10 protein-coding genes are annotated in these 14027 nt (G+C 54.6%); 1 reads left to right on the top strand and 9 read right to left on the bottom strand.

Going from position 1 to position 14027, the window contains the following annotated elements; all coding sequences use genetic code 11:
* Window positions 1-42: 42 nt before the first annotated feature.
* The 6 genes from glgP to asd form a co-directional block, all read right to left on the bottom strand.
* The gene (glgP, locus tag KWG64_RS12410) at window positions 43-2490 is read right to left on the bottom strand and encodes a glycogen phosphorylase (protein ID WP_195814794.1); all 2448 of its coding nucleotides are present in this window, start codon (window positions 2488-2490) and stop codon (window positions 43-45) included.
* 38 nt (window positions 2491-2528) lie between these two features.
* Entirely contained in the window at window positions 2529-3965 is a 1437-nt protein-coding gene (gene glgA / locus KWG64_RS12405; RefSeq protein ID WP_152327562.1) for a glycogen synthase GlgA, read from the bottom strand.
* Window positions 3966-4037: 72 nt separating this feature from the next.
* Window positions 4038-5315: a glucose-1-phosphate adenylyltransferase gene (glgC, locus tag KWG64_RS12400; RefSeq protein WP_195825380.1), complete on the bottom strand. Its 1278-nt coding sequence runs from the start codon at window positions 5313-5315 to the stop codon at window positions 4038-4040.
* Window positions 5316-5338: 23 nt separating this feature from the next.
* Window positions 5339-7357, bottom strand: coding sequence for a glycogen debranching protein GlgX (glgX, locus tag KWG64_RS12395; RefSeq protein WP_218522057.1), 2019 nt, complete (start codon window positions 7355-7357; stop codon window positions 5339-5341).
* Entirely contained in the window at window positions 7357-9543 is a 2187-nt protein-coding gene (gene glgB, locus KWG64_RS12390) for a 1,4-alpha-glucan branching enzyme (RefSeq protein ID WP_218522056.1), read from the bottom strand. The genes glgX and glgB overlap by 1 nt, the downstream gene beginning before the upstream one ends.
* Window positions 9544-9932: 389 nt before the next feature.
* A complete protein-coding gene (gene asd / locus KWG64_RS12385) occupies window positions 9933-11036 on the bottom strand; it encodes an aspartate-semialdehyde dehydrogenase (RefSeq protein ID WP_218522055.1) in 1104 nt (367 codons plus the stop codon).
* Between the two features lie 228 nt (window positions 11037-11264).
* Between asd and KWG64_RS12380 the strand changes: the two genes are divergently transcribed.
* On the top strand, window positions 11265-11858 hold the full coding sequence (locus KWG64_RS12380) for a YhgN family NAAT transporter (protein ID WP_095923864.1): 594 nt from the start codon (window positions 11265-11267) through the stop codon (window positions 11856-11858).
* Window positions 11859-11913: 55 nt separating this feature from the next.
* Here KWG64_RS12380 and nadS read toward each other — a convergent pair whose 3' ends face one another.
* The 3 genes from nadS to gntT all read right to left on the bottom strand — a co-directional run bounded on the left by nadS (window position 11914) and on the right by gntT (window position 13999).
* Window positions 11914-12204: a NadS family protein gene (nadS, locus tag KWG64_RS12375; RefSeq protein WP_218522054.1), complete on the bottom strand. Its 291-nt coding sequence runs from the start codon at window positions 12202-12204 to the stop codon at window positions 11914-11916.
* A 15-nt stretch (window positions 12205-12219) separates the two neighbouring features.
* A complete protein-coding gene (locus KWG64_RS12370; protein WP_218522053.1) occupies window positions 12220-12543 on the bottom strand; it encodes a type II toxin-antitoxin system RelE/ParE family toxin in 324 nt (107 codons plus the stop codon).
* 139 nt (window positions 12544-12682) lie between these two features.
* Window positions 12683-13999, bottom strand: a complete 1317-nt coding sequence (gntT, locus tag KWG64_RS12365) for a gluconate transporter (RefSeq protein ID WP_195814801.1) — start codon at window positions 13997-13999, stop codon at window positions 12683-12685.
* Window positions 14000-14027 lie beyond the last annotated feature (28 nt).

Genomic DNA, 14027 nt, shown 5'->3' with positions numbered 1-14027 from the left:
AAGGCACCCGAGGGTGCCTTTTGTTTATCTTCAAAACTTCCCCTACAACTTCACCGGCTTAATGTTCCAGATCTCATCCGCGTATTCCTGAATCGTGCGGTCTGACGAGAAATAGCCCATGTTGGCGATGTTGTGCAGCGTGCGCCGCGTCCACTCTTCCGGCAGTTTATACAACTCATCGACTTTATCCTGCGTATCGACATAACTGCGGTAATCCGCCAGCACCTGATAGTGATCGCCCAGATTCACCAGCGTATCGAACAGGTTCGTGTAGCGCTTTGGCTCGCCTGGGCTGAATACGCCGGTCGCGATTTGCGTCAGCACCTGGTGCAGTTCGGCATCCTGTTCAAAGTACGTATGCGGGTTGTAGCCTTTTTGTCGCAGTTCTTCGACTTGTGGCGTGGTATTGCCGAAGATGAAGATATTTTCTTCGCCAACGTGTTCGAGCATTTCGACGTTCGCGCCGTCCAGCGTGCCAATCGTCAGCGCGCCGTTTAATGCGAATTTCATGTTACTGGTTCCCGATGCTTCAGTACCCGCCAGCGAGATCTGCTCGGAAAGATCCGCCGCCGGAATGATCAGCTGCGCCAGACTGACGCTGTAGTTCGGAATAAACACCACCTTCAGTTTATTGCCGATACGCGGATCGTTGTTGATCACTGACGCCACGTCGTTGATCAACCGGATAATTTGTTTCGCTGCGTAATACGCCGACGCGGCTTTCCCGGCAAATATCACCGTGCGTGGCACCCAGTTGGCATCCGGTTCTTCGAGAATGCGGTTATAACGGGTGATGACGTGCAGCACGTTCATCAGCTGGCGTTTGTATTCGTGGATACGTTTGATCTGCACGTCGAACAGACTTTTCGGATCGACGACAATATTCAGTTTCTGGGCGATAAACAGCGCCAGTTTTTTCTTGTTATCCAGCTTGGCCTTGCGGATTGCCTGAAGGAAACTCAGGTAATCCAGATTTTGCTTCAGCTCCGCCAGCTGGCTGAGATCAGAGCGCCAGGTCTGGCCGATCGCATCATCAATCACTGCAGACAGCGGTTTATTGGCCAGCGCCAGCCAGCGGCGCGGCGTAACCCCGTTGGTTTTATTGCAGAAACGGTCAGGATAAATATGGGCGAAATCCGCAAACAACGACTGCACCATCAGGTCGGAATGCAGTGCAGATACGCCGTTCACTTTATGGCTGGCAATCACTGCCAGCCACGCCATCCGGACTTTGCGGCCGTTGCCTTCATCGATAATAGAAACGCGGGACAGCAGGCCGTTATCGTTGGGGATCTGTTCCGCGACTTCTTTGAGGAAGTGATCGTTAATCTGGAAAATAATCTCAAGATGACGCGGCAGGATCTTGCCGATCATATCCACCGGCCAGGTTTCCAGCGCTTCGCTCATCAGCGTGTGGTTAGTGTACGAGAACACCCGACACACCGTTTCCCACGCGTCTTTCCACTCGAATTTATGCTCGTCAATCAGCAACCGCATCAGCTCAGGAATCGACAGCACCGGGTGCGTGTCGTTGAGGTGAATAGCAATTTTGTCAGCCAGATTGTCGTAGGTATGGTGCGTGGTGTAATGGCGGTTGAGGATGTCCTGCACGGTCGCCGACACCAGAAAATATTCCTGACGCAGACGCAGCTCACGGCCTGAATAAGTGGAATCGTCCGGGTACAGCACGCGCGATACGTTCTCGGAATGGTTTTTATCTTCCACCGCCGCGAAATAATCGCCCTGGTTAAATTTACCCAGATTGATTTCGTTACTGGCCTGCGCGCCCCACAGCCGGAGCGTGTTGGTGGCGTCGGTATCGTAGCCGGGAATGACCTGATCGTAGGCGCAGGCGATAACCTCTTCAGTTTCCAGCCAGCGGGTTTTCACGCCCTCATGCTGTACACGGCCACCGAAACGCACTTTATAACGGGTGTTGTAGCGCTGGAATTCCCACGGGTTACCGTATTCCAGCCAGTAATCCGGTGACTCTTTTTGCTCACCGTTGACGATGTTTTGCGCGAACATTCCGTATTCGTACCGGATGCCGTAACCGCGCCCCGGCAATGCCAGCGTGGCCAGCGAATCGAGGAAACACGCCGCCAGACGCCCCAGACCGCCGTTGCCCAAACCGGGGTCATTCTCTTCGCCGATCAGTTCTTCGAGGTCAAAACCCATTTCATCGAGCGCACTTTTGAGATCGTCATAAATACCCATCGCCAGCAGCGCGTTAGAGAGAGTCCGTCCAATCAAAAACTCCATCGACAGATAATAAACCTGCCGTACGTCCTGTGAGGTTTGCGCGCGGTTGGAGCGCAGCCAGCGTTCCACCATACGATCGCGCACCGCAAACAAGGTGGCATTCAGCCAGTCATGTTGCGTCGCAATGGACGGATCTTTGCCGATGATAAACATCAATTTATAGGCAATAGAGTGTTTCAGCGCTTCGACACTGACTGTCGGTGAGTTGTAATTAAACGGTGAAGTCATAACGTTACATTCCCGATCTGGTTAGCTATGTTCAGGGTTCAGGACAACAGACGGTTGTACAGCGTGAGATACTCCTGCGCTGCCACCTTCCAGCCGAAATCAATACCCATGGCGTGTTGTTGGACGTGTCGCCAGTGCTTAGGACGGCTCCACAAAACAAAGGCCCGGCGGATCGCATTTCCCAGCGATTTCCCCGTTGCTTCTTCAAAGACAAAACCACTGGCTGTTCCGTCGGCCAGATTTTCCAGCGCACAATCCACGACCGTATCCGCCAGCCCGCCGGTCCGGCGCACCAGCGGCAACGTGCCGTATTTCAGTCCGTAAAGTTGGGTTAATCCGCACGGCTCAAACCGGCTCGGCACCATGATGACGTCGGCCCCGCCGATAATGCGGTGGGAAAACGCTTCGTGATAACCAAGCTGCACGCCGACCTGGCCCGGGTTGTCCGCCGCGGCCGCCAGAAACGCCTGTTGCAACACGGCATCGCCTGCGCCCAGCAGCGCAAGCTGGCCGCCACGCTCGAGTAAATCGGGCAAAGCTTCCAGCACCAGATCCAGCCCTTTCTGGCTGGTCAGACGGCTGACTACGGCAAAAACCAGCCGCGAATCGTCCACATCCAGCCCCATCGCGCGTTGCAGATAGGCTTTATTGATGGCTTTGGAACGTAAATCGTCGGCGTCATAACGGGCAGAAAGCAGCACGTCATCGCGCGGCTGCCAGATGGCGTCATCGACGCCGTTGAGGATACCGGTCAGGCGCCCCTGTATTTCAAGTTCCTGCAACAGGGATTCCATGCCGTAACCAAATTCCGGACGCGTGATTTCTTTGGCGTACGTCGGGCTGACGGTCGTCACGTGATCAGAGTAATACAGCCCGGCTTTCAGGTAGGAAATCTGGCCGTAGAACTCCAGCCCGTGCATCTGGAAGAATTCACGCGGGAGGTAAAGCTCATCGATGTGATGCGCGCCAAACAACCCCTGGAATGCCAGATTATGTACGGTGAAAACGGTGCGCACCGGCGCGTTGCGGGCGCGGATATACGCCGACGCCAGCCCGGCGTGCCAGTCGTGAGAATGCACAATATTCGGTTGCCAGTGCGGGTCAAAACCCAGCGCCAGTTCGCACGCCATCCAGCTCAGCAAGGCAAAACGCAGATGGTTATCCGGATAAGCGAAAGATGACTGATCGTGATACGGGCTGCCGGGGCGGTCGTACAAACCGGGCACATCAATGATGTAAATGCCCACGCCGTCAAAATAGCCCAGTGAAAGGGTGACATGCCCGGCGAAGGTCGCCAGCGTGCCGATGACCTTCGTCTCTCCCAGCCCTTTTTTGATATCGGGGAAAGCCGGAATGAGCACGCGGACGTCAGCGCCTTCCGCAATCTGAGCGGCGGGCAATGCCCCCGCAACATCCGCAAGGCCGCCCGTTTTTAACAGCGGAAACAGCTCGGAACAAACATGTAAAACCTGCATTCGCGCTCCTGATTATCCCGGTCATCCCGGTCTTCACCGGGATGACGAAAAATACTGCTCTCTAACGTGTCTTTATAGTTTCGCCAGCATCGCGCGCGTCACCAGTACAACGCCCTCTTCCGAACGGTAAAAACGACGGCTGTCTTCATCGGCATTCTCACCAATCACCATGCCTTCCGGGATCTGGCAGGCGCGGTCAATCACACATTTGCGTAAACGACAGGAACGTCCCACATTCACATCCGGCAAAATAATCGTCGAATCAATATTGCAGAAAGAGTTGATGCGCACCCGCGGGAACAGCACGGAATGCACCACCACCGAGCCTGAAACAATCACGCCACCGGCCACCAGCGAGTTCATGGTCATACCGTGACTGCCCGACCGGTCTTGCACAAATTTGGCGGGCGGCAGCGGTTCCATGTGAGTGCGGATAGGCCAGTTGCGGTCGTACATATCCAGTTCCGGCGTCACCGATGCCAAATCCAGATTCGCGCGCCAGTAGGCGTCGAGCGTGCCCACGTCCCGCCAGTACGGCGTCAGCTCGTCGTTTTGCGTCACGCAGGACAGGCCGAACGGATGCGCGCGCGCCACGCCCTGACGGGTCAGTTTCGGGATCAGATCTTTCCCGAAATCATGGCTGGATTCCTCGCTCGCCATGTCTTCTTCAAGCATGCGGAAAAGATAGTCTGCATTGAAAATGTAGATGCCCATGCTCGCCAGCGCCATGTCCGGATTACCCGGCATCGGCGGCGGATCTTTCGGTTTCTCGACGAAACTGGTGATCTGGTAATCCTCCGTCACGCCCATCACGCCAAATTCACTGGCTTCAGAAATCGGTACTTCAAGGCAGGCGACGGTGCATTCTCCGCCCTTCTGTACGTGGTCGATGAGCATCCGCGAGTAGTCCATTTTGTAGATATGATCCCCGGCCAGAATCACCACAAACTCGGCGTCATAGCGGCGGATAATATCCAGATTCTGATACACCGCATCGGCGGTGCCTTTGTACCAGTGTTCGGTGCTGTGGCGTTGCTGCGCCGGAAGTAAATCCACAAATTCGTTCATTTCTTCATTGAGGAAAGACCAGCCTCGCTGGATGTGCTGAACCAGCGTATGTGACTGATATTGTGTGATCACGCCGATACGGCGGATCCCTGAATTCAGGCAATTCGACAGGGCAAAATCAATGATGCGGAATTTCCCGCCAAAGTGGACGGCGGGCTTTGCCCGGGTAGAGGTCAAATCTTTCAGCCTTGAGCCCCGTCCCCCGGCCAGAATCAATGCCACGGATTTCAGCGGCAATTGTCGCGCCAGCATGACCGGGTCCCGATTATCTAATGTCGCCATATCTGACTCCTTCGTTTTTATAGTTACCGGCTCTGTGGAGTAAAATCTTGTAGGACACAGAGGGTTTTTGCTGCTGCCCGCCATTGCGAGCCTTCCATGACGCGCCGGGGTTCCTCATCAAAAAGCACGCTGTTGAACGGCGCAACTGGCTGCCAGTTTCCCGGCGGCAGATGCAGATCAACCTCATGCAGTGAGGCATTCACGATCAACAACCAGCGTCGCGACAGGCAGATTTGCAGCCATTGCTGCGGCCCCTGCTCCCAGTCGCCGGTACTCATCGGTTGCCCCTGCTGATTCAACCATTGCACGTCATCTCCGCCGTCCTGCCACCACCGGTTTTGCGTCAGCGCAGGAATTTTCCGGCGCAGCGCAATCAGCGCGGAGACATAGGCCATCAGGCCTTCGTCGGCATTTTCCCAATCGAGCCAGGTCAGCGGATTGTCCTGGCAATAGGCGTTATTGTTTCCCTGCTGGCTGTTGCCTTGTTCGTCACCGGCCAGCAACATCGGCGTGCCCTGTGACAGAAACAGCGTCGCCAGCAATGCCCGCTGGCTGAGACGGCGTTGTCGCAATACGTCGGCAGACGCCTCCAGCCCTTCCTCGCCGTGGTTCTGGCTGAAATTTTCGTTATGACCGTCGCGGTTTTCCTCGCCGTTGACCTGGTTATGTTTCTGGTTAAAGCTCACTAAATCGCGCAGCGTAAAACCGTCGTGCGCGGTCAGCATGTTGATGCTGGCGTAAGGTTCGCGCTGCGCGGGATTGAATGTGTCCGCCGACGCCGCGATACGCCCCGCAAACTGCCCGATGGAGATATCGCCGTGCAGCCAGAACTGACGCATTTCATCACGCCAGATGTCGCTCCATTCGGCGAAAGGTGCCGGGAACTTCCCGAGCTGATAGCCGCCGGTGCCGATGTCCCAGGGCTCAGCAATCAGTTTGATGTTTGAAAGGACAGCGTCCTGCTTAATCGCCTCGAAAAGCGGCGATTGCGCGGTGAACTCCGGCGTTCTGCCGAGAAGCGTCGCCAGATCAAAACGGAAACCGTCAACGTGACATTCGCGTACCCAGTAATGCAGGCAATCGAGCGTCCAGGCGATCACTTCGTCATTTGTCAGGCGCATCGCGTTGCCGCAGCCGGTCATGTTGTTGTCCGAGCCATCGTCGTTGAGCCAGTACCAGCTGGCATTGTCGATACCGCGAAACGAAATAAACGGCCCGTCGATATCCAGCTCCGCGCTGTGGTTGAACACCACGTCGAGGATCACTTCTATGCCCGCCTGATGCAGCGCTTTCACCGCGGATTTGAATTCGCTCAGCGCCGACACGCCGCCCAGCCCGCTGGCATAACTTTGTTCAACCGCACAAGGCGCCAGCACGTTATAGCCCCAGTAATTGCTCAGGCCGAGACGTTGCAGACGCGGTTCGTCGGCATGATGCTGAACCGGCAATAACTCAATGGCCGTGACACCCAGATGCTGCAAATATTCGAGCATGACCGGATGCGCCAGCCCGGCGTAAGTGCCGCGGATGGCTGCCGGAATACGCGGATGCTGGCGCGTCAGCCCGCGCACATGCGCTTCGTAAATCACAGTTTCACCCCACGGCGTGGCGGGCGGTTTGTCGTCTTCCCAGTCAAACTTACCGGCGACGACCACCGATTTCGGTGCCACCACGGCGCTGTCCTTATCGTCCGGCGCATCGGTGCCGCCGGTGAACCGCGCGTTATCCAGAAGCACGCCGTCAATCGCCCGCGCACTGGGGTCAATCAGCACTTTTTTCGGGTTAAAGCGGTGGCCGCTTTGCGGATCAAAAGGCCCGTAAACGCGGTAACCGTAACGCAGCCCGGCTTTCGCTTCTGGCAAAAAGCCGTGCCACAAATTGCCGGTCCGGCCCGGTAAAGGCAGATGCTGCTCGCTGCCGGTCTCATCAAAAAGACATAACTCCACTTTTTCCGCATGCGCGGAGTACAGGCAAAAATTCACGCCTTTATCTCTGAGATGTGCGCCAAATGGCGCGGCCTGACCGGTTTCGAGCTGTTTCATTACGCCTCTTCTCTTCGCAAATAGACGGTCGCCAGCGGCGGAATGGTGACGCTGATCGAATGCTCACGCTGATGATGGCCGATGTTTTCACTGTAAACGTCACCGCAGTTCCCGACGTTGCTGCCACGGTAGAAGTGCGAATCAGTATTGAGAATTTCGTGATAACGCCCCGGACGGGTGATGCCAATCCGGTAGTGTTCGCGCGGCACCGGCGTAAAGTTGCTGATAACAATCACTTCGCCGCCGTTTTCGTCGCGGCGCGCAAAGGCAAAAATGGAGTTCTCATGGTCATCGACCACCAGCCATTCAAAGCCGCGCGGGTTGTAATCGAGCTCATACAGCGGCGCGTTGGCCTGATAGGTCAGATTCAAGTCACGCACCAGATGCTGAACGCCGCTGTGCCAGCCGGTCGGGTCATCCAGCAGATGCCAGTCGAGGCTGGCGTCGAAATTCCACTCGCGCCCCTGTGCAAATTCACCGCCCATGAACAGCAATTTTTTGCCCGGATGCGCCCACATGAAACCGTAATACGCGCGCAGGTTGGCGAACTTCTGCCAGGTATCGCCGGGCATTCTGTCGAGCAGGGATTTTTTGCCATGAACCACTTCGTCATGCGAAAGCGGCAGAATGAAATTCTCGCTGTAGGCGTAAAGCACGCCGAACGTCATGAGATTGTGGTGGTATTTGCGGTGAACCGGATCCAGCTGCATGTACTGGAGCGAATCATGCATCCAGCCCAGATTCCATTTGTAATGGAAGCCCAGCCCGTTGGCATCCGGCGGCATGGTGACGCCGGGATAATCCGTCGATTCTTCCGCTAACGTCACCGCACCACCCAGTTCGCGCCCGATGGTCTGGTTGGTATATTTCAGGAAGGCAATCGCCTCGAGATTTTCGCGGCCACCGTAATAGTTCGGGATCCACTCTCCGGCTTTGCGGCTGTAATCACGGTAAATCATGGAGGCCACGGCATCGACGCGCAGGCCATCAATGCCGAAACGTTCAATCCAGTAAAAACCATTCCCCGCCAGATAGTTACGCACTTCGTGGCGGCCATAGTTATAAATCAACGTGTTCCAGTCCTGATGGTAACCTTCGCGCGGATCGGCGTATTCATACAGCGCGGTGCCGTCAAACTCTGCCAGACCGTGGGAATCGCTCGGGAAATGCCCCGGCACCCAGTCGAGGATCACGTTCAGACCGGCGTCGTGTGCGGCATCAACGAAGGCTTTGAAATCCATCGGCGTGCCAAACCTGCGGGTCGGCGCGTACATGCCCAGCGGCTGGTAGCCCCAGCTGCCGTCGAACGGATGCTCATTAACCGGCATCAGTTCTATGTGCGTAAAGCCCATCCATTTGGCGTAAGAGACCAGCTGTTCTGCCAGCTCGCCGTAGCTCAGCCAGAAATTATCGTCAGTATGACGCCGCCACGAACCCAGGTGAACTTCGTACACCGAAACCGGCTGATTCAGCGCGTTGGCTCTCTTTCTGGTTTCTGAAAAAGGCACAACGTCCGGGATTTTTCGCACGCAGGACGCGGTGTCCGGGCGCATCTGGGCTTCAAATGCGTACGGGTCGGCGCGCAGGGTAATATTGCCGCGGCAGTCGATAATTTCGAATTTATACAGCTGGCCTTCGTGAACGGCCGGAATGAACAGCTCCCAGATGCCGTTTTCACGACGCTGACGCATCGGATGGCGGCGACCGTCCCAGAAGTTGAATTCACCGACGACAGAAACGCGCGTCGCGTTCGGTGCCCAGACAGCAAAACTGACGCCATCGACATCGTCGAGCGTTTGCGGATGCGCACCGAGTTTTTCGTAGGGCCGCAGGTGTGTCCCTTCCGCCAGCAGCCAGATATCCAGTTCCTGCAACAACGTGCCGAAGCGGTACGGGTCGTCAATCACATGAAGATTCTCGCCCCAGCGCACTTCCAGCTTGTAACGGAAGGCATTTTTACGACGGGGAATAAGGCCGACAAAAAAACCGCGATCGTCATAACGACGCAGTTCTGCGACCTGCTTACCTTTTTCTACATCAATGACCCAGACCTGATCGGCATCCGGCAACAGCGCACGAACTTCCAGCCCGGCGCTCACGGAATGCATTCCCAAAAGAGAAAAAGGATCAGCGTAATGGCCAGATATAATTTGATTAATGACGTGCTGATCGGGAAGTACAGACATGAATTTCGTCCTATGATTAATTAAATCAATAAATCCAATAAAATCATTCAGGTATTCAATACGAAACGTGATCCCAGTGTGCTCCCCTTTTTCCTGTCACTTTGTGATCTGGCGTGATTTCGTTTTGCCAAAAAATGCGCGATGGCGCTTATGTTCACAATTTCCAAATAAGTTTCTGTTTCAGCTTCTCAAAGAGGCAGAGCTCTTCTACTAAGCATAGACAAAGGTTCGGTAAATCAGTGGGCAGAAGCCGATGAATTTTTCGCAAAATGAAATTCAGAGGGTTGCGCTGGGAAAATGCGGTTTAACGGTGAAGTGATTGAAGACAGAAATAAAAACGGGACACCGTGCTGGTGTCCCGTTGGGATGAAATCAGGGTAATTATGCCTTTAGAGCAAAATTCTTAACATGCGGCGCAGTGGCTCTGCCGCGCCCCACAGCAGCTGGTCACCGACGGTGAACGCAGACAGATATTGCGGGCCCATATTCAGTTTACGCAGACGACCCACCGGGGTATTCATGGTGCCGGTCACTGCCGCAGGCGTCAGTTCACGCATCGACAATTCGCGGTCGTTCGGGATGACGCGAACCCAGTCGTTATGCGAAGCCAGAATTTGTTCGATTTCTGGAATCGACACGTCTTTTTTCAGCTTCAGCGTGAACGCCTGGCTGTGGCAGCGCAGCGCACCGATGCGGACGCACAGGCCATCCACCGGAATGATGCTGGAGGTGCCGAGAATTTTGTTGGTTTCCGCCTGGCCTTTCCACTCTTCTTTGGTCTGGCCGTTATCGAGCTGTTTGTCGATCCACGGGATCAGACCGCCCGCCAGCGGAACACCAAAGTTGTCAGCCGGCAGCGTGCCACTGCGGGTCAGCGCCGTGACTTTACGTTCGATATCCAGAATGGCAGAAGCCGGGTTTTCCAGTTCTTTCGCGACGCTGTTATGCAACATGCCCATTTGGGTCAGCAGTTCGCGCATGTGGCGCGCACCGCCGCCGGAAGCGGCCTGATAGGTGGCAACTGACGCCCATTCAATCAGGTCATTGGCGAACAAACCGCCAAGGGACATCAGCATCAGGCTGACGGTACAGTTACCGCCCACAAAGGTTTTGATGCCTTTGTCGATACCCTGATGGATCACCGCGCTGTTGACCGGGTCGAGGATGATTATCGCGTCATCTTCCATTCTCAGAGAGGATGCTGCGTCAATCCAGTAGCCAGACCAACCGATTTCACGCAGCTTCGGGTAGATTTCATTGGTATAATCGCCGCCCTGACAGGTGATGATAATGTCCAGCGCACTCAGTGCGTCCAGATCATAGGCATCCTGCAAAGTACCAGACTGCCCCGTGAAAGAAGGCGCGGCCTGACCGTGCTGAGAGGTGGAGAAGAATACCGGACGGATAGCGTCGAAATCGCGTTCTTCAATCATGCGTTGCATGAGTACAGAACCGACCATTCCACGCCAGCCAACGAAACCTACATTTTTCATAATATCTGTCCTGCCCTGAGGGTGATAACGGCTTAAAAAGCTTAATGCGCGTTTTTGCACTACGTTGGCGCCTTTTTATGATGCGCCATGCTCTGTTAACGCGCTGGTCTACCACCTTACAAAATGTACTAAAAGTGGCAAGTGAATTTAATCAATAGTGCCGCCATTAATAGCAGCACAACTTATAACAAGCGTTTTTAACCCGAATTTCATCATTCTGAGGTAGTCATGACCGAAATGATTTCAGCAACCATTTTGCTGTTTTTAATTATGGATCCGCTGGGCAACTTACCGATTTTTATGTCGGTGCTAAAACATCTTGATCCGAAACGCCGCCGCGTGGTGCTGATCCGCGAAATGCTGATTGCCCTGATCCTGATGCTGATTTTCCTGTTCGCCGGGGAAAAAATTCTGTCGTTCCTGAATTTGCGTACGGAAACCGTGTCGATTTCCGGCGGCATCATTCTGTTCCTGATTGCCATCAAAATGATTTTCCCGTCGGAAGAGAAAAGCAGCAGCGGCCTGCCTGCCGGTGAGGAACCGTTCCTCGTGCCGATGGCGATCCCGCTGGTCGCCGGCCCGTCGATTCTCGCCACCCTGATGCTGCTTTCGCACCAGTATCCGAATCAGATGAGCCACCTCACGCTGGCCCTGTTCATCGCCTGGGGTTTATCAATGGCCATTCTTCTGCTGTCGAATCTGTTCCTGCGCCTGCTCGGCGACAAAGGCGTCAGCGCCCTCGAACGCCTGATGGGCCTGATTCTGGTCATGCTTTCCACACAGATGTTCCTCGACGGGATCAGGGCGTATTTGAAGATTTAGTGGGTGCGTGAAAAAACAAAGGCGAGCCAGATGGCTCGCCTTTTTTGTGTCGCCGTTAAATCGTTTTCAGGGTATGGATAATCTGCGGATTCAGTTCCAGCATTTTCAATAACTTCAATGCAGCGCCATTCGGCAACCGTTTTTGCTGTTCCCACGCCTGAACCAGCGAAGGCGAAACGCCGAGCAGCCGCGCAAATTCATCCTGTTTAACACCAGCTTTGGTGCGGATCTGTTTCACTTCGGGCATGGCGACGCGCGTGATATGTGCAGGCGACATCACGCCTTCGCGTATGGCAACCATCTCTTCGGCCGACTGACGCAACTCATCGAATAATTCTTTATTCATGGTCCATCTCCTATTTCACGACAGACTTTGCACAATACTTTTCAAAATTGATTTTTCGTTTTCTGTTAACGAATCTTTCTCGCTCTTTGGATAGACCAGCAACATAAAGATCTGCCCGTCGGAGCAAAAATAATAATAAATGACCCGCACCCCTGCACTCTTTCCGCGTCCTTGCTGAGCCCAACGAATCTTTCTACATCCACCCGTGCCGACTATCAATGCTCCTGCATCCGGGTAGTGCGTCAGGTATTCCTGAAAAAGACGATATTCATCCTCAGAAAGCAGCGCTTTGCATTTACGACTAAATGTCGGGGTTTCTATAAACTCCAGATATTCCATATGACTCATTCCCTGACTCAAGATGGCGTGATAATACTCTCACAGGGTAAGAGTTCAACGCGAGGAATTTCTCGTCACAAACAAAAACAGCGAACCCAATGGCTCGCTGTTTTTGTTTTATATCAAGGATGAATACGTATCAAACAACCATCGACAGCAACAGGCATCCCACCAGGCCGCACACGGAAATAATGGTTTCCAGTACAGACCAGGATTTGAAGGTTTCGACGATGCTCAGGTTGAAGTATTCCTTAAACAACCAGAAACCCGGGTCATTAACGTGAGAGAAAATAACGCTCCCGGAACCGACCGCGATCACCATCAGCTCAGGGCTGACGCCGGTGGTCGCAATCAACGGAGCCGCGATACCGCCTGCGGTGATCGCCGCAACGGTTGCGGAACCCAGCGCGAGACGTAAAACGGCGGCAATAGACCAGGCCAGCAGGATCGGAGATAAGTTGCTGCCATCCATCAGGGCTGCAATGTATTTCTCAATACCGCTGTCGACCAGAACCTGCTTGAACGCACCGCCACCGCCGATAATTAACAGCATCATCGCGATGATTTTGATGGAATCGGTCACGGTTGCCATGACGTCTTCCATCTTACGGCCACGGTTCAGGCCGAAGGTGAAGATGGCGATCAGCACCGCGATAAGCGTTGCCATCACCGGGTCACCGAAGAACTCAGCGTACGCCAGAACCGGATGGCCTTTCGGCAGGATCATTTCGCAGACCGCGCGGAATGCCATCAGAATCACCGGCACCAGAGAAGTCGCGACGCTCACGCCAAAGCTTGGCATCTCTTCTTCAGTAAAGGTTTTCGGGTTGAACAGACCTTCCGGCACCGGTTTATCGATACCTTTCAGGAATCGTGCAAACACCGGCCCTGCCAGAATTACCGTCGGTACCGCCAGCAGCGAACCGTACAGCAAGGTTTTGCCCATGTCCGCATGGAAAATGGTCGCGATTGCGGTCGGGCCCGGGTGCGGAGGCAGGAAACCGTGAGTCACGGATAACGCAGCAGCCATCGGCACACCCACGTACAACAGGGGCAAACGCGCAGCTGCTGCAACGGTGAAGACCAGCGGCAGCATCAGCACGAAGCCGACTTCATAGAACAGCGCAAAACCGACGATAAAACCGGTCAGCACGATGGCCCACTGGATGTGCTCGCGGCCAAATTTTTCGATAAGCGTCGTCGCGATACGTTGCGCGCCGCCGCAATCCGCCAGCATTTTACCGAGCATGGCCCCGAAGCCCATGATCAGCGCCAGGCTGCCTAACGTTCCGCCTACCCCGTTTTTAATCGACGTAATAACTTTATCGACCGGCATACCCTGCATAATCCCGACCGCCAGGGCGACCAGGATCAGCGCGATAAAGCCGTTCAGCTTAAATCGGATCATAAGTAACAACAGCAGTGCAACGCCCACCGCTACAATAACTATTGGCATATTCTTCCCCTCATGCGGTCACCGTGGC

It is taken from the genome of Rahnella sp. PD12R, from assembly GCF_019200965.1.
In the GTDB taxonomy this organism is placed as follows: domain Bacteria; phylum Pseudomonadota; class Gammaproteobacteria; order Enterobacterales; family Enterobacteriaceae; genus Rahnella; species Rahnella laticis.
This window is presented reverse-complemented; position numbering and strand designations above follow the sequence as displayed.

Excerpts from the sequence above, each read along its gene's own strand:
- glgP (WP_195814794.1), bottom strand. The coding sequence starts at position 2,490 with ATGACTTCACCGTTTAATTACAACTCACCGACAGTCAGTGTCGAAGCG.
- glgA (WP_152327562.1), bottom strand. The coding sequence starts at position 3,965 with ATGCAGGTTTTACATGTTTGTTCCGAGCTGTTTCCGCTGTTAAAAACG.
- glgC (WP_195825380.1), bottom strand. The coding sequence starts at position 5,315 with ATGGCGACATTAGATAATCGGGACCCGGTCATGCTGGCGCGACAATTG.
- glgX (WP_218522057.1), bottom strand. The coding sequence starts at position 7,357 with ATGAAACAGCTCGAAACCGGTCAGGCCGCGCCATTTGGCGCACATCTC.
- glgB (WP_218522056.1), bottom strand. The coding sequence starts at position 9,543 with ATGTCTGTACTTCCCGATCAGCACGTCATTAATCAAATTATATCTGGC.
- asd (WP_218522055.1), bottom strand. The coding sequence starts at position 11,036 with ATGAAAAATGTAGGTTTCGTTGGCTGGCGTGGAATGGTCGGTTCTGTA.
- KWG64_RS12380 (WP_095923864.1), top strand. The coding sequence starts at position 11,265 with ATGACCGAAATGATTTCAGCAACCATTTTGCTGTTTTTAATTATGGAT.
- nadS (WP_218522054.1), bottom strand. The coding sequence starts at position 12,204 with ATGAATAAAGAATTATTCGATGAGTTGCGTCAGTCGGCCGAAGAGATG.
- KWG64_RS12370 (WP_218522053.1), bottom strand. The coding sequence starts at position 12,543 with ATGGAATATCTGGAGTTTATAGAAACCCCGACATTTAGTCGTAAATGC.
- gntT (WP_195814801.1), bottom strand. The coding sequence starts at position 13,999 with ATGCCAATAGTTATTGTAGCGGTGGGCGTTGCACTGCTGTTGTTACTT.